Origin of the sequence: Streptomyces flaveus, from assembly GCF_014647675.1 — a bacterium.
Classification (GTDB): domain Bacteria; phylum Actinomycetota; class Actinomycetes; order Streptomycetales; family Streptomycetaceae; genus Streptomyces; species Streptomyces flaveus.
This window is the reverse complement of the sequence record NZ_BMPQ01000002.1, coordinates 235,413-260,425: the sequence shown is the minus strand read 5'-3', so window position 1 is coordinate 260,425 and position 25,013 is coordinate 235,413. Positions and strand designations below refer to the sequence as shown.

The following is a 25,013-nucleotide window of genomic DNA, read 5'->3' as shown; positions in this document are numbered from 1 at the left end:
GTGACGAAGCAGTCGTCCGGTCAGCTGCCCGTCGCCGAAGCGGCCGATGTGCGGCGGGCGGCGGGGCGGCTGATCCGGGTGGACGGGCGCGCCTTCACCGCCGTGCTCGCTCTGAACGCGCTGGCCGCCGCCGTCGGACTCGTCGGCCCCTGGCTGCTCGGCCGCATCATCGACGAGGTCAGGGCGGGCGGTGGCGTGGACGTCGTGGACCGGCTGGCGCTCGCCATTCTGCTGTGCGCGCTGGCGCAGTTGCTGCTGACGCGGTGGGCCCGCTATGTGGGGCACCGGTTCGGGGAGCGGACGCTGGCGCGGGTGCGCGAGCAGTTCGTCGAGCGGGCCCTGTCGCTGCCCGCCTCGGTCGTGGAGCGGGCCGGCACGGGTGATCTGACCGCGCGGGGCACGGCCGATGTCGCCCAGGTGGGCACCATGCTGCGCGATGCCGGACCCGAGTTGCTGATCTCCTCGGTGCAGTGCCTGTTCATCCTCGGCGCGGTCTTCTTCCTCGATCCGCTGCTCGGTGTCTGCGCGGTGCTCGGTCAGATCGGCATCTGGTTCGTACTGCGCTGGTATCTGCGCCGGGCGCGCGCCGCGTATCTCGCCGAGGGTGCCGCCACGTCGGAGGTCGCCGAGATCGTGGCGGCCACCGCTGCGGGAGCTCGTACGGTCGAGGCCTTCGGCCTTCAGGGGCGGCGGATCGCGGCGAGCCGGGACGCGCTGGAGACGTCCCGTCGCACCCGGATGTACACGCTGTACCTGCGCTCCGTGTTCTTCCTGGTCGTGGAGGTCTCGTACATCGTCCCCGTGGTCGGCGTGCTGCTGGCGGGCAGTGTCCTGCACGAGCGGGGGCTGATGAGCCTGGGTGCGGTGATCGCGGCGGCGCTGTATCTGCGTCAGCTCGAGTCGCCGCTCGACACGATTCTGATGCGGGTCGAGCAGTTGCAGAGCAGTGGCGCGTCGTTCGCCCGCGTGGAGGGGCTGGGGCGGGCGCCGCAGGCTTCGGCGGCGTCCTGTCCCACGCCGGAGGACGACCGGATCGATGTCACGGGGGTGCGGTACGCGTACGACCGTGGGGGCGAGGTGTTGCGCGGAGTGGACCTGACGGTGCGGCCGGGGGAGCGGCTGGCGATCGTCGGTCCGTCAGGTGCGGGCAAGACCACGTTGAGCCGGCTGCTCGCGGGGATCGATGCGCCGAGTTCCGGGACGGTGACGGTGGGGCGGGTGCCGATCGCCGCGCTCGGGCCGGAGCAGTTGCGGCGGCAGGTCGTGCTCGTCACCCAGGAGCACCATGTGTTCCTGGGAACGGTCCGGGACAACCTGCTGATCGCCGAACCGTCCGCTGGTGACGGTGAGTTGTGGGCGGCGCTGGCAGCGGTGGGCGCGGACTGGGTGGCCGAGCTGCCCTCCGGGCTTGACACCGAGCTGGGCCCCACCGGGCACCGTCCGGACGGCTCACAGGCTCAGCAACTCGCCCTGGCGCGAGTGGTGTTGGCGGACCCGCACACACTGATCCTCGACGAGGCCACAGCGCTCTTGGACCCGTCCACGGCTCGCCACACGGAGCACGCCCTGGCGGCCGTGCTCACCGGCCGCACGGTGATCGCGATCGCCCACCGCCTGCATACGGCCCATGACGCGGACCGGGTGGCCGTCATGGAGTCGGGGTGCCTGACGGAGGTGGGCACGCACGAGAGCTTGGTGGCGGCGGGCGGAGCGTATGCGGCGCTGTGGGGGTCGTGGCACGGACAGGCGTCCGGGGGTTGAGCGCTGGGTTCACCCCACTACCCGAAGCAGCAGAACCGCCCGCCCCGGCACCGAAATCCCCGCCCCAGCCCGATGCACCACCCCCGGCGCCACCCCCTGCTCGTCCAGCGACGTATCCACCACGACCTCGTAGCTCTCCGCCCAAGGCGACCCGGGGAGGACGAAGTCCACCGGCTGCTCCCCCGCGTGGAGGACCGCGAGGAAGCTGTCGTCCGTGATCGGGGTGCCCTGGGCGTCCCGGCCGGGGATGTCGCGGCCGGAGAGGTACATGGCGAGCGTGGTGGTCGGGTCGTACCAGTCCTGTTCCGTCATCTCCTTGCCGTGGGCCGTGAACCAGGCCAGGTCGCGCAGCCCGTCCGTGGAATGGGCCTTGCCCGAGAAGAACGCCCGGCTTCGCAGCACGGGGTGCTCATGGCGCAGGGCGATCAGGCGGGAGGTGAGGTCGAAGAGGGGCCGCCACTCGGGGTCGTCCAGCAGACGCCAGTCGACCCAACTGAGCTCGTTGTCCTGGCAGTACGCGTTGTTGTTGCCCCGCTGCGTCCGGCCCAGCTCGTCGCCCGCGACCAGCATGGGCACGCCCGTCGAGAGCAGCAGAGTCGTCAGCAGGTTACGCAGCTGACGGCGTCGCAGCGCACGTATGGACGGGTCGTCCGTCTCGCCCTCCACGCCCCCGTTCCAGGAACGGTTGTCGTCCGTGCCGTCCCGGTTCCCCTCCCCGTTCGCCGCGTTGTGCTTACGCTCGTACGACACCAGGTCGCGCAGGGTGAAGCCGTCGTGGGCGGTCACGAAGTTCACGGAGGCGTACGGGCGGCGGCCTCCCCAGGCGTACAGGTCGCTGGAGCCGGACAGGCGGTACCCCAGGTCGCGTACGTCCGGCAGGGCGCCCCGCCAGAAGTCGCGTACCGCGTTGCGGTAGCGGTCGTTCCACTCCGTCCACAGGGGTGGGAACGCCCCTACCTGGTAGCCGCCAGAGCCCACGTCCCAGGGCTCCGCGATCAGCTTCACCCGGCGCAGCACCGGGTCCTGTGCGATGACAGCCAGGAACGGGGACAGCATGTCCACGTCGTGCATCGAGCGGGCCAGCGCCGCCGCCAGGTCGAAGCGGAAACCGTCCACGCCCATCTCCGTCACCCAGTAGCGCAGCGAGTCCGTGATCAGGCGCAGGACGTGCGGCTGGACGACGTGCAGGGTGTTGCCGCAGCCCGTGTAGTCCGCGTACCGCCGCGCGTCCTCCTGGAGCCGGTAGTAGCCGCGGTTGTCGATGCCGCGGAGCGACAGCGTCGGGCCCAACTCGCTTGCCTCGGCCGTGTGGTTGTAGACCACGTCGAGGATGACCTCGATACCGGCGGCGTGCAGCGCGCGCACCATGCGCCGGAACTCGCCGACCTGTTGGCCCCTCGTCCCGGAGGCCGCGTACGCCGCGTGGGGCGCGAAGTAGCCGATGGAGTTGTAGCCCCAGTAGTTCTTCAGGCCCCGCCGCAGCAGATGGTCCTCGTGCGCGAACTGGTGCACCGGCAGCAGCTCGACCGCCGTCACGCCCAGTTTCACCAGGTGCTCGATCGCCGCCGGGTGCGCCAACCCCGCGTACGTACCCCGTAGTTCCTCGGGGATGTCCGGGTGCAGGCGGGTGAAGCCGCGTACATGCACCTCGTAGATCACCGAGTCCGCCCACGGCGTCTTCGGGCGGCGGTCGTCCGACCACTCGTCGTCGGGCGCGTCATCGTGGACGACGACACCCTTCGGGACGTACGGCGCCGAGTCCCGGTCGTCGCGCACGGTGTCGGCGACCTGCTGCTGAGGCCAGTCGCGGACGTGCCCGTACACCTCGGGCGGCAGACCGAAGTCGCCGTCGACGGCACGCGCGTACGGATCGAGGAGGAGCTTCGCCGGGTTCCAGCGGGCGCCCGTCCACGGGTCCCAGCGGCCGTGCACACGGAAGCCGTACCGCTGTCCCGGCCGCACGCCCGGCACGAAACCGTGCCAGATCTCATGGGTCAGCTCGGTGAGAGGCAGCCGCACCTCCACGCCCTCGTCGTCGAAGAGGCACAGCTCGACCGACTCCGCGCCGCCCGCCCACAGCGCGAAGTTGGTGCCCGCCACGCCGTCGGGGCCGACCCGGAAGCGCGCCCCCAGCGGGGTCGGGGCACCGGGCCATACGGGCATGACGGGCGCCGTACGCGCCGCGCCGTTCAGCACGGGGGACGGGGCATGCCCCTGTGGAGCGGAAGCGGGCAGCCCGCTGCCCGGGGCGAGCTTCTGCTGACCGGGCAGCCCGTCGCCCGGCGCACGCTCCTCCTGCTGCTCGATCTGCTCGATCTCCTGCTCGGGTGCGCTCGACACCTGTTCAACCTCCAGCGGCTCGGTTGAACGGCGCCAAGAAGAACACATGGCGTCCCGGCCATGGCTCATCGTCGCGTCGTCCTTCCCACTGTTCTGCCCAGAGCAAGGCTCGCACTCACGTTTCCCCAGGAGGGGAATGATCGTTGGGTGCACGTGATGGATGCACACAGGCGCACACGGCGCACACAGTCAGTGATGACCGTCGTACTGACATGGGCAGGGCTGCTGGCCGCTGCCACGGCATGCACCTCCCACGGGCTCGACAGCGTGCTCGGCAAACCCCGCTCACCCGAGGAGACGATCCGCATCCTGCCCGACGACGGCAGCAAGGCCGTACGCCCGGACCAGGAGCTGAAAGTACAGGTGGAGTCCGGGCGTCTGGAGTCGGTGAAGGTCGTCAAGTCCCGGCACGCGCAGGAGTCCGACGCGCAGGAGTCCCCGGTCCCCGGGCGCATCGAAGCGAACGGCATGACCTGGCGGCCGGCCGGCGACGGAAGGCTGGAGCCGGCCGCCACGTACACCGTGGACGCGGTCGCCCTCGACGGGCACGGGCGGCGGATCGCGCGGCATACGACGTTTCGGACGCACGTCCCCGGCAAGCGGCTCATCGGACACGTCACCCCCGCGTACCCGTCGACCGTCGGCACCGGAATGATCGTCTCGCTCCAGTTCAACCGCGAGATCCAGAACCGGGCGGCCGTCGAGCGCGCGATCCACGTACGGGCACGTCCCGCCGTCGAGATCCGCCCGCACTGGTTCGGCAGGAACCGGCTGGACTTCAGGCCCGAGAAATACTGGAAGCCGGGTACGAAGGTCACCGTCGCCCTGCGGCTACGGGACGTCGAGGCGGCGCCCGGCGTCCACGGGGTCCAGCACCGGACCTACTCCTTCACCATCGGCCGCAGCCAGACCAGCCTCGTCGACGCCGCCGAGCACACCATGGAGGTACGCCGCGACGGCAAGCTCCTCGCCACCGTGCCGATCACCGCGGGCGCCCCCGAATCCACGACGTACAACGGGAAGATGGTGGTCACCGAGAAGCTCAAGGTGACCCGGATGAACGGCGCCACGGTCGGTTTCAAGGACGCCGACGGCAAGGGCGAGTACGACATCCCGGACGTCCCGCACGCGATGCGGCTCACCAACTCCGGGACCTTCCTGCACGGCAACTACTGGGCGCGCGGCGTCTTCGGCAACACCAATGTCAGCCACGGCTGTGTGGGCCTGCGCGATGTGAAGGGCGGCAGCTCCACGACTCCCGCGGGCTGGTTCTTCGACCGCAGCCTGGTCGGTGACGTCGTCGAAGTCGTGCACAGCGATGACAAGAAGGTCGCTCCCGACAACGGACTCGGAGGATGGAACATGGCATGGAAGGAGTGGAAGGCGGGCTCCGCCATGAATTAGCCGGACATGGGCGGGACATAAGACGGACAGAGGGACGTGAACACGAGATCGCTTTCAGCTGAACTTGCGACTGAAAAGTGACAATTACGAGGAGCCACCGCTGCTGGTCATATGGTTGATTGGCGCGGTGCGCGCGTGCGACGCGCAGGAGTGCGGGCCCGGTTGACGGGCCGTGCGAGGGGAGAAGCAAGTTGAACAACGGGCGACCGATATCGGGGGCGTCGGTTGGCGCACGGGGGCACGGACGTACAGGGCGTACGGGGCTTCTGGCGCTGATACTCGGCGTGCTGCTGATCGCCGTGACGGCGTGCGGCGGCGGAGGGGAGCCCGACTCGGGCTCCAGCGGCGACAAGAACGGCAAGGGCGGCTCTGACCAGGCCGAGACCAAGACCTCACAGGCCGTCGTGACCATAGCGCCCAAGGACGGCGCCGACGACGTGGACACCAGCGGCGCCCTGAAGATATCCGCGGCCAAGGGCAAACTGACCAAGGTCACTGTCGAGGATGCGAAGGGCAAGGCGGTAGCGGGCGACATCACTGACGGCGGGGCGAGTTGGACGCCCACGCACCACCTGGCGTCCGACACGAAGTACAAGGTTCAGGCCACGGCCAAGGACTCCGAGGGCCGCCAGGCGACCGAAGAGTCCAGCTTCACGACGCTGACCCCGAAGAACACCTTCGTCGGCATCTTCACACCCGAGGACGGTTCCAAGGTCGGCGTCGGAATGCCCTTCTCGATCAACTTCACGCGGGGCATCACCAACCCCGAGGACGTCGAGAAGGCCATCCGTATCAAGACGGAGCCCGCTGTGGAGGTCAAGGGCCACTGGTTCGGCAACGACCGGCTGGACTTCCGGCCCGAGAAATACTGGAAGTCCGGTACGAAGGTCACGGTCGACCTCGACCTCGACGGCGTGAAGGGCCGGCCCGGCGTCTACGGCGAGCAGGCCAAGACCGTGGAGTTCACCATCGGCCGCAGCCAGATCTCCACCGTGGACGTCAAGTCCAAGAAGATGACCGTCAAGCGCGACGGCAAGGTCATCAAGACCATCCCGGTCACCACGGGCAAGCCGGGTTACGAAACCTGGAACGGCCAGATGGTCATCACCGAGCGCCACGAAATGACCCGTATGAACGGCGAAACGGTCGGCTACGGCGGCGAGTACGACATCAAGGACGTATCGCACGCCATGCGCCTGTCGACCTCGGGCACCTTCATCCACGGCAACTACTGGGGCGGCGGCGCCTTCGGCAACTACAACGCCAGCCATGGCTGCATCGGCCTGCGCGACCTGAAGGGCGGCAGCTCCTCGAGTCCGGCGGGCTGGTTCTTCGACCGCTCGATGATCGGCGACGTGGTGATCGTGAAGAACTCCAACGACCGGATCATCGACCCGGACAACGGTCTCAACGGCTGGAACATGCCGTGGGACAAGTGGTGAGCGGCTGTCTCTCGTAGACCGTACGGGTCCGGTGTGTTGTGACTGAGCACACCGGGCCCGTTGTCGTTAGTCGCCGTTAACCTTCCCTCATGACTGTGCATCTCGAAGTCGCCGAAGGTGTCGGCACGATCCGCCTCGACCGTCCGCCCATGAACGCGCTGGACGTCGCCACACAGGACAGGCTCAAGGAACTCGCGGAGGAGGCCACGCGTCGCGAGGACGTGCGCGCCGTGATCCTCTACGGCGGTGAGAAAGTGTTCGCGGCGGGCGCGGACATCAAGGAGATGCAGGCCATGGACCATACGGCGATGGTCGTACGGTCCCGGGCCCTGCAGGACTCCTTCACCGCCGTGGCCCGTATCCCCAAGCCGGTGGTGGCCGCGGTCACCGGTTACGCGCTGGGCGGGGGCTGCGAGCTGGCGCTGTGCGCGGACTACCGCATCGCCGCGGACAACGCGAAGCTGGGCCAGCCGGAGATCCTGCTCGGGTTGATCCCCGGGGCGGGAGGCACCCAGCGGCTGTCCCGGCTGATCGGGCCGTCGCGTGCCAAGGACCTCATCTTCACCGGCCGTATGGTCAGGGCCGACGAGGCGCTCACGCTGGGCCTGGTGGACCGGGTCGTGCCCGCCGCCGAGGTGTACGAGCAGGCGCACACGTGGGCCGCCAAGCTCGCGCAGGGACCGGCGCTCGCACTGCGGGCCGCCAAGGAGTCGGTGGACGTGGGTCTTGAGACGGACCTCGAGACCGGGCTCGCGGTGGAACGCAACTGGTTCGCGGGGCTGTTCGCGACGGAGGACCGGGAGCGGGGGATGCGGAGCTTTGTGGAGGAGGGGCCTGGGAAGGCGAAGTTCCTCTGATCAACTTGCCCTGATCAACTTGCTCTGATCAACGGGCAGTTGACGTGGCGTCTTACCCCGGTGTCCCTCGATGGGGCGGTTTGTGTATGCGCAATACGAGCCTTGAGTCGAACTCGAGGTCGCCTGGTCGAGGGCCGTCGGCGATTGCCCCCGACTGGACTGTCGTCGCAGGTCAATCAGCCTGCGACGCCTCGCACACTACCCGTGGCATATGCCTTCCGGCTGGCTTGGAACGGAGGGTTCCCGGGGGCGTATTCCCCTGGAACGGCCCCGAAAGCCGCTCTGGGCGGCCATGATGGGGGCATGGCGGGGCTGGAGGGTATGGAACAGCCGCGGCGGCACGCGAGTGCGACCGCGGCGCGTTGGTCACCCGGAGTCGAGGACGAACGCGCACTGAAGGCACTGGAGTTGTTCGGCAACCCGACGAAGGCCGAGGTTCCGTTGCCGTCCCGCCCAGAGTCGGCGGCCACCGCGCGCCGGCTGACCCAGGTGGTCGTCCTGCGCGAGTGGGGACTCTCCCCGAAGATCGCCGAGGACGCCGTACTCCTGGTCTCCGAACTCGTCGGCAACGCCGTACGCCACACCGGCGCCCGCGTCTTCGGCCTCCGCATGCGCAGCCGCCGCGGCTGGATCCGCATCGAGGTCCGCGACCCCTCCCGCGGCCTCCCCTGCCTCATGCCCGTCCAGGAAATGGACATCAGCGGCCGCGGCCTGTACCTCGTCGACAAACTCTCCGACCGCTGGGGCGTCGACCTGCTGCCCCGCGGCAAGACGACGTGGTTCGAGATCCGGGTGACCCCCGACCGCTGACGGACACCGCACAGCTGACCGCCGGGCTCAGTGCGCGACGAGCAGGGCCTCCGCCCCGACCGGCCGGAACCCGGCCGCCTGAAAGGCCCTTACGCTACGGGCGTTCCCGGCCGCCAACTGCGCCCAGACGGGTTCGCCCGCACTGAGGTGCCGTGCCGCCGAGGCCAGCGCACGTCCCAGCCCCCGGTGCCGTACGGACGTCTCCACCTCGACCGCGGCCTCCAGGCGTCCCGCGACCCCGCGCCCCAGGACGAGTACGCCACCGTCGACGGCCCATACGCGCACCTCGTCACGCCGCTTGCGGGCGCGGGTGACCCGGGGATGGTCGGGGTCGCGCAGCTCCGACAGCGCGAGCGACGGCGGACCCGGCACGGGCGCCGCGACGGCCAGCAGATCGATGGTGTCCGTCGTACGCCCCGTACGGTCCATGAAAGCGGCGAGGAACCGCGGGTTCATGGCCGCCGCGAGGGCGTCGCAGTCCAGGGACTGCAACTGCGCACGCACCCACTCCGGATCCTCGTCCGTGAAGACGACGGAGTGTGCGGTGAAGGCGATGACGCCCGCGTCCCGCCGATCATGCTGCGGCACAACGGTGACGCCACCGTCCGCGGGCGGGAACTCCCCACGGGTGGCGGCGTCGACAATGTCCCGCAGAGTCTCAGGCATGAGGTCCCCTCTCACCGACTTCAGTCTCCATCCCCTGGAAGGCCCCGCCTCCACCGTGGTGGTCGCCGCGTTCCGTTCCCACCCCGCCAGTTAATCTGACCCCCGACAGCAAGGCATGGTCGACAGCGACACAGCACGAAGGGGCACCCGGTGGCGGACATCGAGGAAGCACGTAAGCAGTTCCAGCGGATTGACACGGACGGCGACGGCTTCATCACCGCCGCCGAGTTCAAGACCGCCCTGGCCCAAGGCGGCGACTGGAACGTCACCGAGTCCGTGGCGGAGTCCGTGATCGCCGACCGAGACCTCAACGGCGACAAGCTTCTTTCGTTCGACGAGTTCTGGAACTACCTGAACAAGTGAGTCGAGCAACTTGGGGCGCCCACCGCAGGATGCGGAGGGCGCCCTTCGTCATGCGCGTCGCCCGATCCGTATCGGTCAACTCCCGGAACGGCTCGGCACCTTCCCGCTCATTCGACGACGCGGTGGAACCAACCCCCTGAGACACGACACCTACCGGACAAGGCCCGCCACGATCGTGGTGATGGTGCGCTCGACGACCGCGTCGCGCTGATCGGCGGGCAGGCGGGCGAGGGGCCCGTCGAGGATGAGCAGCGAGAGGCCGTGGACGGTCGACCAGGCGGCGACCTCGGCGGCGGGCCGGTTCTCCGGCCGCATCCGGCCCGTGGCCACGAGCGCGTCGAGAGTGTCGGAGAGCTCCACGAACGCCGCGAACTCCGGCCTGTCGTCGGGGGCCTCGAGGCCGGTGAAGGCATCGGGCTCCTCCGTGGTCGTACGGCAGAAGGCGGTGCGGAAGAGCCCCGGGTGCTCGATCGCGAACCGTACGTACCCGCGCCCGATCGCCCTGGCCCTGCGCACGGCCTCCTCCCCGGGGTCGTCGAGCCGGGGCAGTGCGTGCAGGGCCTCGGTCATCGACGCGGCGAGCGCCTGCTGGCCACGGGCCTTCACGGCATGGAGGAGATCTCCCTGGCCGCTGAAGTGGCGGTACGCGGCGGTGGGCGACACGCCGACGCTGCGGGCCGCCTCGCGCAGGACGACCCGCTCGGGGCCGCCCTCGGCCGCGAGTTCCACGGCGGCCCCGATCAGCGCGTTACGGAGATCGCCGTGGTGGTAGCGGGACTTGCCGCCAGTGATCGCTCCCATGACCCCATCCTGCCCGAAGGCGCCATCCTGCCCGAATCCTGAAGTTGACGCCGTTAACATCTTGTGTCACCGTCTATGTTAACGGCATAAACATCCGGAGGCGATCACCGTGTTCGATCGAATTGCCGAGCTGGCCCTCCACCGGGGCCGACTCGTACTGACACTGACCGTGGTGGCCGTGGTCGCGATGGGGGCCATCGGCTTCGGGGCGTTCGGCAAGCTCCTGGGCGGCGGCTTCGAGGATCCGAACGCGCCCTCGACCCACGCCCAGGAGCTCATCGACGAGAAGTTCGGCGGCGAGACCAATCTGGTCCTGCTGGTGCGGGCCGACGACGGCGACCTCGGTTCCGCCGCCGCCGAACGCGCGGGCCGCACCCTCACCACGGAGCTCAAGGACGAATCCACCGTGGCGAACGTGATCTCGTACTGGGACACCGGCGCCGCCACGCTGACCTCCCGGGACGGCGACGCGGCGCTGGTGCTGGCCCACGTCAAGGGCGACGACACCGAGCAGGGCGACAACGCCTCGGCGCTCATCGACGAGTACACCGGCGACCGGAACGGGCTGACCGTGCAGGCCGGCGGAGAGGCCGCGGTCGGCGACGAAGTACCCACCCAGGTCGCCAAGGACCTCGCCCTGGCCGAGACGATCGCCGTGCCCCTGATCCTCATCCTGCTCGTGATCGCCTTCGGCAGCCTCGTCGCGGCACTACTGCCCCTGGTCATCGGGCTGATCGCGATCGTCGGCACCTTCGCCGAGCTCTATGTGCTCGGCAGCATCACCAACGTGTCGGTGTTCTCGATCAACCTCACCACCGCCCTCGGCCTCGGCCTCGGTATCGACTACGCCCTGCTCATGATCAGCCGGTTCCGCGAGCACCTCGCGGAGGGCGCCGACGTTCCCGAGGCGCTCCGGCACACCGTACGGACGGCCGGGCGGACCATCGTCTTCTCGGCGGCGACCGTCGCCGCCGCACTCGCCGCCCTGCTGGTCTTCCCGCAGTTCTTCCTGCGCTCCTTCGCCTACGCGGGCATCGGCGTGGTGGTCATCGCCGCCGTCAGCGCCCTCCTCGTCGTCCCGGCGCTGCTCGCCGTGCTCGGCCACCGGGTCAACAGCGGCCGCCTGCCCTGGGCGCAGACCGTACGCAGCGCCGAGGCGCCCTTCTGGGGCAGGCTGGCCCGCACGGTCATGCGCAGGCCCGCACTGACCGCACTCCCGGTCCTCGGGATCCTGCTGCTCGCCGCGAGTCCACTGCTCGGTGTCACCTTCGGCACGCCGGACGAGCGGGTGCTGCCGGAGAGTGCCCAGAGCCGGCAGGTCGCCACCACGGTGCAGCGCGACTTCACGGGCAGCGACGACTCAGCGGTGCAGATCATCACGACCGGGCCGGTGGCCGCGGACGGGCTGCGCTCGTACGCGACCGAGCTGTCGCGGCTCGACGGCGCCGTGCGGGTCGAGACGTCCGCCGGCACATTCAGCGAGGGCCGCGCCACCCCGCCAGGGCCTGCGAATGCCGCACTGGGCCGGCCCGACGCCCAGCGGATCACGGTCGTCACCGGCCTCACCCCCAAGTCGGACGAGGCCCAGGACCTGGTCAAGGACGTACGGGCGGTGGATCCGCCCGCCGGGACCGAGACGCTGGTCGGCGGCACCGACGCGCGCCTCGTCGACTCCAAGGACTCGATCGCCGACCGGCTCCCGGCCGCCATCGCTCTCGTGGCGGGCACCACATTCCTGATCCTCTTCCTGTTCACCGGCAGCGTGGTCCAGCCACTGCGGGCGCTGGTCCTCAACGCCATCAGCCTCACCGCGGCCATCGGCGTGATGGTGTGGATCTTCCAGGACGGCCACCTGTCGTCTCTGCTCGGCTTCACGCCACAGCCGATGGACACCTCCATGACGGTGCTCATGTTCTGCATCGCCTTCGGTCTGTCCATGGACTACGAGGTCTTCGTGACCAGCCGGATCAAGGAGCTGCACGACGCGGGCGCCGACACGGAGACCGCCGTCACCAGCGGGCTCTCGCACACCGGGCGGATCGTGACCATGGCCGCCGGGCTGCTCGCGGTGAGTTTCTTCGCCTTCGGCACGGCCCAGGTCAGCTTCATCCAGATGTTCGGGCTCGGCAGCGGCCTGGCGATCCTGATCGACGCGGTGGCCGTACGCGGAGTACTGGTACCGGCGGCCATGCGCCTCCTCGGCCGTGCGGCCTGGTACGCGCCGAAGCCGCTGCGTGCGGTGCACGGACGGCTGGGTCTCACCGAGGGCGCGCCCGCGGAGGAGGAGCGGACGCCGGCCAAGGTCTGACCCTCTGGCGGCGCGCAGTCGGCGCAGGCGCTCGGCCGGGATTTCCGGTCGAGCGCCTGTGCCGTGACGTTCAGATGGCCTCAGCCACCCTGGGCCCATTCCTTCAGCGCGGCTTTGCTGCTGAAATCGGCCACGTTCTTGTCCAGCGGGTCGTCCGTGTACTGGTGGAAGCGCCACTTGGCCTGGATGCGGGGCTTGCCCGCGGTGACGTAGTCGGCGATCCACAGGCCGTCACCCGCGTACGAGGTGCTGTCGTGGTTCAACCAGAAATTCCGGTTGCAATAGAGAATGGTGCGGTGATTGGGCCGCAGTTCCTTCACCTTCCGGATGAAGCGGTCCTTCTCCGAATCGCTCGCATGCGTGCCCTCACTCGTCGTTTCCCAGTCCACCGCGAGGATGTCGCCCGCCTTTTCCGGGGCCTTGCTGACGAAGTACTCGGCCTGGGCCGTGAGGTTGCCTGGCCAGAGGAAGTGGTAGAAGCCGACCACGCAGCCGGCGTCGCGGGCGGTCTTCGTCTGGGCGCCGAGTTTGGGGTTGACGTACGAACGGCCCTCCGTCGCCTTGACGAAGACGAAGGACAGGCCGTCGGTGTTGTACGAGGACGACTGGTAGGAACTGACATCGATGCCGCGCAGCATGGGGGGATCCTCCGTGCAGTGGGGGAGAGGAAAGTGGGGGGGGCCAGGAAAGCCGCAACTACCTTGCTTTTTCCCTTACTTCAGCCGCCCCACCCTCGCATGGATGTTCTGTCGAACGCAGGCGCAAAGCGTAAGCTGCCCACTCACTTGCCGATGAAGGGACGTAACCGTGGCTCAGAGGTCAGCCGATGACAAGCCCAAGGCGCTCAAGCCCGTCCTGGAATCCATGACCGCGCTGGTCGCCGCCGTCATCGTCCACGACAAGGCCACCAACCGCGTCGTCCTCCTCCAGCGCGGCCAGAACGCCAAGTTCGCCCAGGGCATGTGGGACCTCCCCGTCGGCAAGAGCGAACCCGGCGAACCCATCACCGAAACCGCCGTACGCGAGCTCTACGAGGAGACCGGCCTCACCGTGAAGCCGGAGTCGCTGAAGATCGCCCACATCATCCACTGCGCCTGGGGCGTCGGAGCCCCCAATGGCTTCCTCACGGTCGTTTTCGCCGCCCAAGAATGGTCCGGCGAACCCGAAAACCGAGAACCGCGCAAACACGCCCAGGTCCGCTGGGTTGACGTCGACGCCATCCCCGACGAGTTCGTGAAGTCCACCGCAAGTGCCCTCCACAGCTACCTCAAGGGTGGCCCTCAGGTGTTCCTGGACGGCTGGAGGTAGGGAACTTCAGCGCGGGGCGGCGCCTTGCGTGAGTGGACGGCCCGGTGGACGGGCGCCCTCAGCACTCGATGATGTTCACAGCCAGCCCACCCCGAGCCGTCTCCTTGTACTTCACGCTCATGTCGGCGCCCGTGTCCTTCATCGTCTTGATGACCTTGTCGAGGGACACCTTGTGGGAGCCGTCGCCGCGCATGGCCATCTTCGCGGCGGTGACCGCCTTCACCGCGGCCATGCCGTTGCGTTCGATGCAGGGGATCTGGACGAGGCCGCCGACGGGGTCGCAGGTGAGGCCGAGGTTGTGTTCCATGCCGATCTCGGCGGCGTTCTCGACCTGTTCGGGGGAGCCGCCCAGGACCTCGGCGAATGCGCCCGCCGCCATGGAGCAGGCGGAGCCGACCTCGCCCTGGCAGCCGACCTCGGCGCCGGAGATGGAGGCGTTCTCCTTGAAGAGCATGCCGATCGCTCCGGCGGCGAGCAGGAAGCGGACCACTCCGTCCTCGTCGGCGCCCGGCACGAAGTTGATGTAGTAGTGCAGGACTGCCGGGATGATGCCCGCCGCGCCGTTGGTCGGGGCGGTCACGACTCGGCCACCCGCCGCGTTCTCCTCGTTCACGGCCATCGCGTAGAGCGTGATCCACTCCATCGCGTGGGCCAACGGGTCGCCCTCCGCCCGGAGTTGGCGAGCGGAGACGGCGGCCCTGCGGCGGACCTTCAGGCCGCCGGGCAGGATGCCCTCGCGGGACATGCCGCGTGCGACGCAGGCCTGCATCACCCGCCAGATGGCGAGAAGCCCCTCGCGGATCTCCTCCTCCGTGCGCCACGCCCGCTCGTTCTCCAGCATCAGCGCGGAGATCGACAGGCCCGTCTCCCGGGTCAGGCGCAGCAGCTCGTCGCCCGTGCGGAAGGGGTACTTGAGCGCCGTGTCGTCGAGCTTGATCCGGTCCGCGCCGACCGCGTCCTCGTCGACGACGAAGCCGCCGCCCACGGAGTAGTACGTCTTGGAGAGGAGTTCGGCGCCGGAAGCGTCGTACGCCCAGAGCGTCATGCCGTTCGCGTGGTACGGCAGCGTCTTGCGGCGGTGCAGGATCAGGTCGTCGTCGAAGGAGAAGGGGATTCGGTGCTTGCCGAGCAGTTTCAGGGACTTTTCGGAGCGGATCGCGTCCACTCGCTCGTCCGCCGACTCGACGTCCACGGTCCGCGGGGAAGCGCCCTCCAGGCCTAGCAGCACCGCCTTCGGGGTTCCGTGGCCGTGCCCGGTCGCGCCAAGGGAGCCGTACAACTCGGCGCGTATCGAGGCCGTCGGGGCCAGCAGGCCCTCGTTCTTCAGGCGGCGGGCGAACATCCGTGCCGCGCGCATCGGGCCGACCGTGTGGGAGCTGGACGGGCCGATGCCGATCGAGAAAAGGTCGAAGACCGAGATGGCCACGGTGACTCCTGACAACGGGGTGGGGCATGGGGTGGGGCACCGCGCACAGGTTCAGTGTGCGCGGTGCCCCGGAGGAAATCGCACGTTGCGTACGAACTACTTCAGACCGGCGTACAGCGGGTGCCTGTCGGCCAGCGCGGACACCCGGGCCTTCAGCGACTCGGCGTCATAGACGGGCTTCAGCGCCTCGGCGATGATGTCCGCGACCTCGGCGAAGTCCTCGGCCGTGAAGCCGCGGGTGGCGAGGGCGGGCGTACCGATCCTGAGCCCGGACGTCACCATCGGCGGGCGCGGGTCGTTCGGGACGGCGTTGCGGTTGACGGTGATGCCGACCTCGTGAAGGCGGTCCTCGGCCTGCTGGCCGTCGAGTTCGGAGTGGCGCAGGTCGACGAGGACGAGGTGTACGTCCGTGCCGCCGGACAGCACCGAGACGCCGGCCGAGGTGACGTCGTCCCGCATCAGGCGCTCGGCGAGGAGCCGCGCGCCCTCCAGGGTGCGCTGCTGGCGCTCCTTGAACTCCTCCGAGGCGGCGACCTTGAAGGAGACGGCCTTGGCGGCGATCACATGCTCCAGGGGACCGCCCTGCTGACCGGGGAAGACGGCCGAGTTGATCTTCTTCGCGAGATCGGCCGTGGACAGGATCACGCCACCGCGCGGACCGCCCAGCGTCTTGTGGGTGGTGGTCGTGACGACGTGCGCGTGCGGGACGGGGTTCGGGTGCAGGCCCGCCGCGACCAGGCCCGCGAAGTGCGCCATGTCGACCATCAGGTACGCGCCGACCTCGTCCGCGATGCGGCGGAAGGCGGCGAAGTCGAGCTGGCGCGGGTACGCGGACCAGCCGGCCACGATCAGCTTCGGCTGGGACTCCTTGGCCAGCTTTTCGACCTCGGCCATGTCGACCTGGCCGGTCGCGTCGTCCACGTGGTACGCGACGACGTTGTAGAGCTTGCCGGAGAAGTTGATCTTCATGCCGTGGGTCAGGTGCCCGCCATGGGCGAGGTTCAGGCCCATGATCGTGTCGCCGGGCTTGAGCAGGGCGAACATCGCGGCGGCGTTGGCCTGGGCGCCCGAGTGCGGCTGGACGTTGGCGTGTTCGGCGCCGAAGAGCTCCTTGATCCGCTCGATGGCGATCCGCTCGACGACGTCGACGTGCTCACAGCCGCCGTAGTAGCGGCGGCCCGGGTAGCCCTCGGCGTACTTGTTGGTGAGGACCGAGCCCTGGGCCTCCATGACCGCGACCGGAGCGAAGTTCTCCGAGGCGATCATCTCCAGGGTGGACTGCTGACGGTTCAGCTCGGCGTCGACGGCGGCGGCGACGTCCGGGTCGAGTTCGTGCAGGGGCTGGTTCAGAAGCGACATCAGTCAGGAGTCCTTCAGGAGGCGGAGTCGGAGCCGGAGAATTCGGTGTACTCGGTCGCGGAGAGCAGGTCCTTCGGCTCCTCGGCGATACGTACCTTGAACAGCCAACCGCCCTCGAACGGAGCGGTGTTCACCAGCGCGGGGTCGTCCACGACATCCTGGTTGATCTCGGTGACCTCACCGGTGACCGGCGAATACAGATCGCTGACCGACTTCGTCGACTCCAGCTCGCCGCAGGTCTCGCCCGCGGTCACTGTGTCGCCCACCTCGGGGAGCTGTACGTACACGACGTCGCCGAGCGCGTTGGCCGCGAACTCGGTGATGCCGACCGTCGATACGCCGTCCTCGGCGACCGACAGCCACTCGTGCTCCTTGCTGTAGCGCAGCTGCTGGGGGTTGCTCATGGCCTGAATTCTCCTGTACGCGGGGGAGTGGTGATCAACGGGTGGTCCTGCGTTACGAGACGCCGGACAAGAGACGTCAGATGCGAGACGTCGGATACGAGACGGCACACGGGAACGTACGTCACGTCGCCGCGCTGCCGAACCGCCGGCGGGACTACTTCTGGCGCTTGTAGAACGGCAACGCCACGACCTCGTACGGCTCGTGGCTGCCCCGGATGTCCACGCCGACACCGGGCGTGCCGGGCGCGGAGTGCGCGGCGTCGACGTACGCCATCGCGATCGGCCTGCCGAGGGTCGGCGAGGGCGCGCCGGAGGTGACCTCGCCGACGACCTTGCCGTCGGCGACGACCGCGTACCCGGCGCGCGGGACGCGGCGGCCCTCGGCGACCAGGCCGACGAGGACGCGCGGCGGCGACGACTCGGCGCGGGCGGCGGCTTCGGTGAGCGCCTCGCGCCCCACGAAGTCGCCCTCCTTCTCGAACTTCACGACCCGGCCGAGCCCCGCGTCGAAGGGGGTGAGCGAGGTCGACAGCTCGTGCCCGTACAGCGGCATGCCCGCCTCCAGGCGCAGCGTGTCCCGGCAGGACAGCCCGCAGGGGACGAGGCCCACCGAGGATCCCGCGTCGGTCAGCGCCTGCCACAGCTTCTCCGCGTCGGCCGGGGCGACGAACAGCTCGAAGCCGTCCTCGCCGGTGTAGCCGGTGCGCGCGATCAGGGCCGGGACGCCGGCGACCGTGCCGGGCAGGCCTGCGTAGTACTTCAGGCCGTCGAGGTCGGCGTCGGTGAGCGACTTGAGGATGCCGGAGGACTCGGGGCCCTGGACGGCGAGCAGCGCGTACGCGTCACGGTCATCGCGTACGACGGCGTCGAAACCCCCGTGAGCCGCGGCGCGCTCGGTCAGGGCGTCCAGGACCACCTGGGAGTTGGAGGCGTTGGCCACGACCATGTACTCGGTCTCCGCGAGCCGGTACACGATCAGGTCGTCGAGGATGCCGCCGTCCTCGCGGCAGATCATGGTGTAGCGGGCGCGGCCGACCTTGACGCCCCCGATGTTCCCGACCAGCGCGTAGTCGAGCAGTGCGGCGGCCCCCGGTCCGGTGACCGTGATCTCGCCCATGTGGGAGAGGTCGAAGAGACCCGCCTTCGTACGTACGGCGAGGTGCTCGTCGCGCTCGGAGCCGTATCGCAGGGGCATGTCCCAGCCGGCGAAGTCGGTCATGGTGGCGCCGAGCGAGCGATGCAGGGCATCGAGGGCTGTGCGGCGTGGAGTGGTGCTGCTCATCGGACAGGGCTCCCAAGGCATGACGGCGAGGTCGTTCCTCCCCATCTGTCATCGGAACCTGAGAGGTTCGCCGTGACCGCCGACAGACGGTGGTCATGGTTTGCACCTTGGGTGGAGCCGCTGGTCGGCGGCCCGCTTTTCAGATGTGCCTCGCCCGCGCGGTAACGGGGCCTGAGAGATTCAAGGGAGGGACTTGCTCCTTCGGCGCCCGGACACCCGTACACCTGCGTGTACACGTACCCGGAACTCTCCCGCGCGGATTCAAGCGGCCGGTATGCAGTTGGCGCGCACATCATCGCACGCATCGGTGCGGCACGGCAGGGGGGTCTTTCCACAGGCGTGGGGGGCCTTCACAGGGGGCACAGACCCGTCACAGTGATCTGTGACGGGCCTGTGGCATGGCGAGAACGAAAACGACAGGGGGCACGCATTACCTTCTCTTTACACTTGACGGGGATGGGTCTCCCGACCCGATGGGGAGGACGAACAGCGTGAACAGGACCACGGCGTACGCGACGGGTGCCGCCGTCGCACTGCCCAAGCAACCCGCTGTCCCGGCTGTCCCGGCCAGGGAGGCGTGCGGCCCGCTCCCGGCGCCCGTCGTCCGTGATCTACGGGAGCGCGCGGGACACAGTCCGCACGGCCTGCGCTTCGGCGCGGCCGATCTCGTCGTGGTCACGGGCCTCCCGGGCAGCGGCAAGTCGACCCTGATGCGCCGCGCCGTGACGGGCGTCCGCATCGACTCGCAGGACACCCGCGACCGCTGGGACCGCCGCCTGTCCGGCGTTCTGCCGTACGCGGTCTACCGCCCCCTCGTACGGGCCGCGCACTACGCGGGCCTGCGCCGCGCCCTGCGCTCCGGCGAGGGCGTCGTCGTGCACGACTGCGGCACCCAGGCCTGGGTGCGCAACTGGATCGCGCGTGAGGCCAGGCGCCGCGGCGGCACGCTGCATCTGCTGCTGCTCGACGTCCCGCCGGACACGGCCCTGGACGGCCAGCGCGAGCGGGGCCGTGGCGTCTCGCGGTACGCCTTCGCCCGGCACCGCGCCGCGGTCGCCCGGCTGCTGCGCTCCGTGGAGAAGGGCGACCTGCCGGAGGGCTGCGGTTCGGCCGTCCTCATCGACCGGTCCGCGGCGGACGTGCTGCGGCGGATCGATTTCGACGACTAAGCGCTCCGCGCGGAGTGCGGTTCGAAGCTGCGGGTGCGTTGTGGCTGGTCGCGCAGTTCCCCGCGCCCCTACAGGAAGGCCTGCGGCCTCCTGTAGGGGCGCGGTTACGCACCGGACTTCGGCAAGTCCGCTTCGGTGGGCGCTAGGGTTTTCAGTCGCAGCGGTCGCTGCCCCGGCGGTGGTATCCGGCAGTGATTTTCGAGCAGGTGGTAGAGGCAGATGGACTTTCCGGCACAGGCGCACCCCCATCCGCACGTCGGCTGGCCCGGCAACGAGTTGGAGGAGGTGCTTGCCGCGTCCCTCGGCGCTCCGGCGGGACCCTCGGCGGGAGCCCGGATCGTGGAGATCCTCGGCCGCAGCTTCCTCTGGGTGCCGCTGCCGAACGGCGGCGGCCCGCACAGCGGCCCGCTGAACCTGCCTGCGATGGAGCTCGACGGACAGGCGTACGTCCCGGTCTTCAGCTCGGAACAGCAGTTCCGGCAGATCGCCGGCGACCACATGTCGTATACGATCGCGCCCGCCGTCGAGTTCGCTCGTGGACTGCCGCCGCAGGTGGGCATCGCGGTGAACCCGGAGGGCACGGTCGGCATCCCGCTGCCCCCGCCCGCCGTCGCCGAACTGTGCCGCGCCGGACGCACCGAGCTGGACGGCCCCGCGAGCGGCGGCCGGGTCCGCCTGTTCGAGCCCGACTGGCAGCAGGACCCGGTGGACTTCCTGACGGCCGCCGCGACCGAGTTCGAAGCCACCGGCGCCGTACGAACCGCCCGCCGCTGCCTCGCAGCCATCGAAACGGCAGACCCGATCCTGTTCATAGGCGTAGAACTGACCTCCTGGGACCCCGAAGCCCGCACCCTCCCCCTGGACGCCCTGGGCCGAGCCCTGACCCGAGCCCCGGCCCCCTGGCCGGTCAACCTGGTCTTCCTGGAAGCAGCCCAGGACCCGGTGACGACCTGGCTACGAGAACGGGTCCGCCCCTTCTACACGGGCCACCTGTAGCGCGCCCCGACGGGGGCGCCCCGTCAGGGGCGCGGGGCTGCATCGATTTGCGGCTCCGCCGCGTGGGCGCGACCAGCCACGACGAGCCTGCAGCCCGCAACCGACATGGAGCCCCGAGCCCGAATCGGCACTTACAGCGGAGGCCAGCTCCAATCGGTTCAGCCAGCGCAGCGCATAAGCTGGTTTCATATCCGAGTCAACTTCAAGAAGGGGCGGTACAGGTGAGCGCCAGCGGCATCGCGGCCGGGCAGGTCGAGCACATGCTGCGCCAGGTGACGCCCGGGCGTTACGACGCCTACGAGGCGCTCCTGCGGGCGCTCGCGACCCCCGGCGGTGGCCAGATCTGGATGCTGCTCTGGCACGGCCAGGCCGGCTCACCGGACGCCCAGTACGGAAACATGGAGGTGGAGGGCTTCAGCTACGCGCCCTGCGTCACCTCCGCCCAGGAGCTCTCGGCCAGCGGCTGGAACCGTTCGTACGAAGTCGTCGACGGCCTCGACGTGGCCCGCACCCTCTACCCCGACCACTACGGTCTGTGGCTGAACCCGCACGCGCCCGGCGGCGGAGTCGGCATCCCCTGGCTCGACCTGCGCCGTATCGCCACCGGCCTGGAGCGGCAGCCCGCAGGACCGCTCCGGATGGCCGAGCCGAGCATCGAACTCCCGCAGTTCTACGCCCTCCTCGCGCAGAACGCGCACCGCACCGCCGCCGTGCGCTCGCTGCGCCGCGCCTGGGTGCAGCCCGCGCTGGGCGCGCCGTATCTGGCCATCGGCCTCGATGTGTACGACACGAGCCCGCCCGCGGTGGACTCGGTACGGGCGATGATGCAGCAGTCGATCGGCGTCGTGCCGGACGGGCTGCCGGTGTCGACCGTCGCGATGTCCGACGAGTACGACCCGGTGGCCATGTGGATGCGGGCCATGACGCGCCCGTTCTACGACCGCGAGGCCCACGCGGCCCCCGCGCAGGCACCGGTGGCGGGCGGCTACGGCTACCCGGATTCTTACTGACCTCTCGTACTGACCCGCTGGTGCTGAGGCGCTCGTGCTGCCACGCTCGTACTGACACGCCGTCGGCCTCTGCTCGGGTCGGCTGACCCGGGCTCACACCGTCTGATCCCCTCCGTTCGCCTGCCGTTCGGCCTCGATTCGACTTCGGATCCGGGTCGGGTTTATTGTCCCGATCTACGCGGGTAAACGCGGCGTGTGGTCCTTGTGCATCAACTGTCCCGCGTCCGTACCTCGTTACATACCGTTCGGATAACGGAACATCCCAGTCAGCATCACGTTTAGGCATCCATTCACCGCCAGGTCTTTCAACAGATCGCTGAACCGTTGAAGACTCCGGCTCCAGGGGTGTTCGCCCCTGTGTACGACGCACTGGTCACGCCGCTACAGCGGCAAGTGGGGGCCGGCTACAGCCGGTTGAGAGGGGTCGCTGCCACGATGACGGCACCATTGCACGAGCCGACCGCGGAAGCGGCCCCGAGCGCTGCCGAGGAGGCGGTGCTCGCGGGCTCCGCCGAAGGCAAGGCGGTACAGGGGCGTTCCCTCGGCCGGATTGCCTGGGAGCGCCTCAAACGCGACAAGTTGGCCCTCACGGGCGGCGTCGTCGTGCTCGCACTGATCGCGATCGCGCTGCTCGCACCGGTGATCACCAACCTGGTCGGGCAGGACCCCGAGACGCACCACGAGGACCTGATCGACCCTCTGTTCTCCACCCCCAAAGGCGCCTGGGGCGGCATCAGCGCGGACCACCTCCTCGGCGTCGAACCGGTCAGCGGGCGTGACGTGTTCGCCCGGATCGTCTACGGCGCCCGGATCTCGCTCCTGGTCGGCTTCCTGTCCGCCCTCGTCGCGGTCGTGCTCGGCACGGTTCTGGGTGTCCTCGCCGGCTACTTCGGCGGCTGGCTGGACGCGGTCATCAGCCGTGTGATGGACGGTCTACTGGCCTTCCCGCAGCTGCTCTTCATCATCGCGCTGGTCTCGGTCATGCCGAACGAGATGCTGGGTCTCACCGGCACAGGCGTGCGCCTGTTCGTGATGATCCTGGTGATCGGTTTCTTCGGCTGGCCCTATGTCGGACGCGTAGTGCGCGGCCAGACGCTCTCGCTGCGTGAGCGCGAGTACGTCGAGGCCGCCCGCAGTCTCGGGGCCGGGCGGTTCTACATCCTGTTCAAGGAGCTCCTGCCCAACCTCGTCGCCCCCATCATCGTGTACACGACGATGATGATCCCGACCAACATCCTCACCGAAGCGGCGCTCAGCTTCCTGGGCGTGGGCGTCAAACCGCCCACGGCCTCCTGGGGGCAGATGCTCTCGAGCGCGATCGACTACTACGACTCGGATCCCATGTACATGGTGATCCCGGGCGTAGCGATCTTCATCACCGTTCTTGCCTTCAATCTCTTCGGCGACGGCGTGCGTGACGCGCTGGACCCGAAGGGTTCCCGCTGAACTGCCGTACCCCCAGGGCCCGTCATCTGTCGGCGGGCCGCTATACACACGGAGGATCCGAGTGACTACCCAACGCACCACAAGGCGGCGCAAGCAGGCCGTGGCCGCCGCCGGCGTGGTCGCCGCGCTGCTTGCCACGGCGGCGTGCGGCGGCGGCGGCACCGACGAAGGCGGGGAAGGCGGCGCGGCCGGCTTCGACGCCGCGAACAACAAGGTCGCCCAGGCATCCGAGGCCAAGAAGGGCGGCGAGCTGAAGTTCGCCGCTGCCCAGGACGCCGACTCGTGGGACACCACGCGTGGCTACTACGGCTTCATGTGGAACTTCTCCCGCTACTACGCCCGCACCCTGGTGACCGGCAAGACGGAGCCCGGAGCGAAGGGCGCCGAGGCCACCCCGGACCTCGCCACCAGCACGGCGAAGATCACCAACGGTGGCAAGACCTACACGTACACGCTGCGTGACGGGGTGACCTGGGAGGACGGCAAGCCGATCACCTCCAAGGACGTCAAGTACGGCATCGAGCGTGTGTGGGCGCAGGACGTGCTGTCCGGCGGTCCGGTCTACCTGAAGGACATCCTCGATCCCAAGGGCGAGTACCCGGGCCCGTACAAGGACACGTCCCCGGACAAGCTGGGTCTGAAGGCGATCGAGACGCCCGACGACAAGACCATCGTCTTCAACCTGCCTGCGCCCAACTCGGACTTCGAGGACATGCTCACCATGGCCTCGGCGGCCCCGGTCCGCCAGGACAAGGACACCAAGTCGAAGTACGGTCTGAAGCCGTTCTCGTCCGGTCCGTACAAGTTCCAGTCGTACACGCCGAACAAGAAGCTGGTCCTGGTCCGCAACGAGAACTGGAAGCCGGCCTCGGACCCGGTCCGCAAGGCGTACCCGGACAAGATCTCGATGACGTTCTTCACCAACGCCAATGACATGGACCAGCGTCTGATCAACGGCGACTACGACCTGGACGCCAACCAGACCGGTCTGTCCCCGCAGGGCCGCACCACCGCCCTGAAGGAGCACAAGGGCAACCTGGACAACCCGGTCTCCGGCTACATCCGGTACGCGGTCTTCCCGCAGACGGTCAAGCCGTTCGACAACATCCACTGCCGCAAGGCCGTGATCTACGGCGCCGACCACGAGTCGCTGCAGACCGCGCGTGGTGGCCCGATCGCCGGTGGCGACATCGGCACCAACATGCTGCCGCCGTCCGTCCCGGGCGCCGAGGGCCAGAAGTACGACCCGTACGAGATGGCCGGAGCGGACAAGAAGGGCAACGTCGCCAAGGCCAAGGAAGAGCTGAAGGCCTGCGGCCAGCCGAACGGCTTCAAGACCACCGTCGCGGTCCGCAACAACAAGCCGGTCGAGGTGGCCACCGCCGAGTCCCTGCAGGCTTCGCTGAAGAAGGTCGGCATCGACGTCGAGATCGACCAGTTCGACGGTGCGCAGACCTCCGGCATCATCGGCAGCCCCGAGAACGTGAAGAAGAAGGGCTACGGCATCATCATCATGGGCTGGGGTCCTGACTTCCCGACCGTCCAGGGCTTCGGTCTGCCTCTGTGGGGCAGCAAGTACATCCTTGAGAGCGGCAACAACAACTTCGCGATGATCAAGGACAAGACGATCGACGGCCTCTTCGCCGACTACGTCACGGAGTTGGACGACGCGAAGAAGGAGCAGATCTCCACGGAGATCAACCACAAGGTCATGGAGGGCGGCTACTACCTGCCCTTCACCTTCGAGAAGTTCATCAACTGGCGCTCGAACCGGCTGGCGAACGTCTACACGACCGACAACTACAACGGTACGTACGACTTCGTGAACCTGGGCCTCAAGAAGTAATCCCGACCGGCGCAC

General features: G+C 68.9%; 21 protein-coding genes and 2 riboswitches. Of the genes, 13 read left to right on the top strand and 8 right to left on the bottom strand.

Translation table 11 applies throughout. The features are described from left to right. Positions 1–1,761: an ABC transporter ATP-binding protein gene (locus tag IEZ21_RS04430; protein WP_189320913.1), complete on the top strand. Its 1,761-nt coding sequence runs from the start codon at positions 1–3 to the stop codon at positions 1,759–1,761. Between the two features lie 9 nt (positions 1,762–1,770). Here IEZ21_RS04430 and glgX read toward each other — a convergent pair whose 3' ends face one another. Further along, positions 1,771–3,957, bottom strand: a complete 2,187-nt coding sequence (glgX, locus tag IEZ21_RS04425; protein WP_246567316.1) for a glycogen debranching protein GlgX — start codon at positions 3,955–3,957, stop codon at positions 1,771–1,773. A 339-nt stretch (positions 3,958–4,296) separates the two neighbouring features. Between glgX and IEZ21_RS04420 the strand changes: the two genes are divergently transcribed. The 4 genes from IEZ21_RS04420 to IEZ21_RS04405 all read left to right on the top strand — a co-directional run bounded on the left by IEZ21_RS04420 (position 4,297) and on the right by IEZ21_RS04405 (position 8,614). Next, complete coding sequence (locus IEZ21_RS04420) at positions 4,297–5,505, top strand: L,D-transpeptidase (protein ID WP_189320557.1); 1,209 nt, start codon at positions 4,297–4,299, stop codon at positions 5,503–5,505. 191 nt (positions 5,506–5,696) lie between these two features. Continuing rightward, the gene (locus IEZ21_RS04415) at positions 5,697–6,947 is read left to right on the top strand and encodes a L,D-transpeptidase (protein ID WP_189320556.1); all 1,251 of its coding nucleotides are present in this window, start codon (positions 5,697–5,699) and stop codon (positions 6,945–6,947) included. A gap of 89 nt (positions 6,948–7,036) precedes the next feature. Beyond that, a complete protein-coding gene (locus IEZ21_RS04410; protein WP_189320555.1) occupies positions 7,037–7,804 on the top strand; it encodes an enoyl-CoA hydratase/isomerase family protein in 768 nt (255 codons plus the stop codon). Positions 7,805–8,107: 303 nt separating this feature from the next. Next, entirely contained in the window at positions 8,108–8,614 is a 507-nt protein-coding gene (locus IEZ21_RS04405) for an ATP-binding protein (protein ID WP_189320554.1), read from the top strand. 27 nt (positions 8,615–8,641) lie between these two features. Here IEZ21_RS04405 and IEZ21_RS04400 read toward each other — a convergent pair whose 3' ends face one another. Beyond that, entirely contained in the window at positions 8,642–9,280 is a 639-nt protein-coding gene (locus IEZ21_RS04400) for a GNAT family N-acetyltransferase (RefSeq protein ID WP_189320553.1), read from the bottom strand. Between the two features lie 150 nt (positions 9,281–9,430). On the opposite strand from IEZ21_RS04400, the gene IEZ21_RS04395 reads away from it, so the two are divergent. Next, positions 9,431–9,643, top strand: coding sequence for an EF-hand domain-containing protein (locus IEZ21_RS04395; RefSeq protein ID WP_033320990.1), 213 nt, complete (start codon positions 9,431–9,433; stop codon positions 9,641–9,643). 150 nt (positions 9,644–9,793) lie between these two features. Here IEZ21_RS04395 and IEZ21_RS04390 read toward each other — a convergent pair whose 3' ends face one another. Beyond that, positions 9,794–10,444: a TetR/AcrR family transcriptional regulator gene (locus IEZ21_RS04390; RefSeq protein ID WP_189320552.1), complete on the bottom strand. Its 651-nt coding sequence runs from the start codon at positions 10,442–10,444 to the stop codon at positions 9,794–9,796. Between the two features lie 109 nt (positions 10,445–10,553). Between IEZ21_RS04390 and IEZ21_RS04385 the strand changes: the two genes are divergently transcribed. Continuing rightward, positions 10,554–12,752: an MMPL family transporter gene (locus tag IEZ21_RS04385; protein WP_189320551.1), complete on the top strand. Its 2,199-nt coding sequence runs from the start codon at positions 10,554–10,556 to the stop codon at positions 12,750–12,752. Between the two features lie 80 nt (positions 12,753–12,832). Here IEZ21_RS04385 and IEZ21_RS04380 read toward each other — a convergent pair whose 3' ends face one another. After that, positions 12,833–13,390 carry a glycoside hydrolase family 25 protein gene (locus tag IEZ21_RS04380; RefSeq protein ID WP_189320550.1) on the bottom strand — a complete coding sequence of 186 codons (558 nt, stop codon included), beginning with the start codon at positions 13,388–13,390 and terminating at the stop codon, positions 12,833–12,835. A gap of 169 nt (positions 13,391–13,559) precedes the next feature. Here IEZ21_RS04380 and IEZ21_RS04375 point away from each other — a divergent pair, with 169 nt between their 5' ends. After that, on the top strand, positions 13,560–14,060 hold the full coding sequence (locus IEZ21_RS04375) for an NUDIX domain-containing protein (RefSeq protein WP_189320549.1): 501 nt from the start codon (positions 13,560–13,562) through the stop codon (positions 14,058–14,060). A gap of 58 nt (positions 14,061–14,118) precedes the next feature. On the opposite strand, the gene IEZ21_RS04370 is transcribed toward IEZ21_RS04375, so the two are convergent. The 4 genes from IEZ21_RS04370 to gcvT form a co-directional block, all read right to left on the bottom strand. Then, on the bottom strand, positions 14,119–15,486 hold the full coding sequence (locus IEZ21_RS04370) for an L-serine ammonia-lyase (RefSeq protein ID WP_189320548.1): 1,368 nt from the start codon (positions 15,484–15,486) through the stop codon (positions 14,119–14,121). Between the two features lie 96 nt (positions 15,487–15,582). Then, a complete protein-coding gene (glyA, locus tag IEZ21_RS04365; protein ID WP_189320547.1) occupies positions 15,583–16,845 on the bottom strand; it encodes a serine hydroxymethyltransferase in 1,263 nt (420 codons plus the stop codon). 14 nt (positions 16,846–16,859) lie between these two features. Next, on the bottom strand, positions 16,860–17,249 hold the full coding sequence (gene gcvH, locus IEZ21_RS04360; RefSeq protein WP_033320997.1) for a glycine cleavage system protein GcvH: 390 nt from the start codon (positions 17,247–17,249) through the stop codon (positions 16,860–16,862). A gap of 154 nt (positions 17,250–17,403) precedes the next feature. After that, complete coding sequence (gene gcvT, locus IEZ21_RS04355; RefSeq protein ID WP_189320546.1) at positions 17,404–18,531, bottom strand: glycine cleavage system aminomethyltransferase GcvT; 1,128 nt, start codon at positions 18,529–18,531, stop codon at positions 17,404–17,406. Between the two features lie 35 nt (positions 18,532–18,566). Beyond that, positions 18,567–18,680: riboswitch (glycine riboswitch) on the bottom strand. Beyond that, positions 18,681–18,795, bottom strand: a riboswitch (glycine riboswitch). 209 nt (positions 18,796–19,004) lie between these two features. On the opposite strand from gcvT, the gene IEZ21_RS04350 reads away from it, so the two are divergent. The 5 genes from IEZ21_RS04350 to IEZ21_RS04330 all read left to right on the top strand — a co-directional run bounded on the left by IEZ21_RS04350 (position 19,005) and on the right by IEZ21_RS04330 (position 24,998). Then, positions 19,005–19,700: an AAA family ATPase gene (locus tag IEZ21_RS04350; protein ID WP_189320545.1), complete on the top strand. Its 696-nt coding sequence runs from the start codon at positions 19,005–19,007 to the stop codon at positions 19,698–19,700. 219 nt (positions 19,701–19,919) lie between these two features. Beyond that, the gene (locus IEZ21_RS04345) at positions 19,920–20,696 is read left to right on the top strand and encodes an enhanced serine sensitivity protein SseB (protein ID WP_189320544.1); all 777 of its coding nucleotides are present in this window, start codon (positions 19,920–19,922) and stop codon (positions 20,694–20,696) included. A gap of 221 nt (positions 20,697–20,917) precedes the next feature. Continuing rightward, positions 20,918–21,706, top strand: coding sequence for an enhanced serine sensitivity protein SseB C-terminal domain-containing protein (locus IEZ21_RS04340; RefSeq protein WP_189320543.1), 789 nt, complete (start codon positions 20,918–20,920; stop codon positions 21,704–21,706). Between the two features lie 435 nt (positions 21,707–22,141). Next, positions 22,142–23,152 carry an ABC transporter permease gene (locus IEZ21_RS04335; protein WP_189320542.1) on the top strand — a complete coding sequence of 337 codons (1,011 nt, stop codon included), beginning with the start codon at positions 22,142–22,144 and terminating at the stop codon, positions 23,150–23,152. 61 nt (positions 23,153–23,213) lie between these two features. Continuing rightward, positions 23,214–24,998, top strand: a complete 1,785-nt coding sequence (locus IEZ21_RS04330; protein ID WP_189320541.1) for an ABC transporter substrate-binding protein — start codon at positions 23,214–23,216, stop codon at positions 24,996–24,998. Positions 24,999–25,013 lie beyond the last annotated feature (15 nt).

Coding starts and splice junctions, on each gene's coding strand:
- IEZ21_RS04420 (WP_189320557.1), top strand. CDS start 4,297: ATGACCGTCGTACTGACATGGGCAGGGCTGCTGGCCGCTGCCACGGCA.
- IEZ21_RS04410 (WP_189320555.1), top strand. CDS start 7,037: ATGACTGTGCATCTCGAAGTCGCCGAAGGTGTCGGCACGATCCGCCTC.
- IEZ21_RS04405 (WP_189320554.1), top strand. CDS start 8,108: ATGGCGGGGCTGGAGGGTATGGAACAGCCGCGGCGGCACGCGAGTGCG.
- IEZ21_RS04400 (WP_189320553.1), bottom strand. CDS start 9,280: ATGCCTGAGACTCTGCGGGACATTGTCGACGCCGCCACCCGTGGGGAG.
- IEZ21_RS04390 (WP_189320552.1), bottom strand. CDS start 10,444: ATGGGAGCGATCACTGGCGGCAAGTCCCGCTACCACCACGGCGATCTC.
- IEZ21_RS04380 (WP_189320550.1), bottom strand. CDS start 13,390: ATGCTGCGCGGCATCGATGTCAGTTCCTACCAGTCGTCCTCGTACAAC.
- glyA (WP_189320547.1), bottom strand. CDS start 16,845: ATGTCGCTTCTGAACCAGCCCCTGCACGAACTCGACCCGGACGTCGCC.
- gcvH (WP_033320997.1), bottom strand. CDS start 17,249: ATGAGCAACCCCCAGCAGCTGCGCTACAGCAAGGAGCACGAGTGGCTG.
- gcvT (WP_189320546.1), bottom strand. CDS start 18,531: ATGAGCAGCACCACTCCACGCCGCACAGCCCTCGATGCCCTGCATCGC.
- IEZ21_RS04350 (WP_189320545.1), top strand. CDS start 19,005: ATGGGGAGGACGAACAGCGTGAACAGGACCACGGCGTACGCGACGGGT.
- IEZ21_RS04345 (WP_189320544.1), top strand. CDS start 19,920: ATGGACTTTCCGGCACAGGCGCACCCCCATCCGCACGTCGGCTGGCCC.
- IEZ21_RS04335 (WP_189320542.1), top strand. CDS start 22,142: ATGACGGCACCATTGCACGAGCCGACCGCGGAAGCGGCCCCGAGCGCT.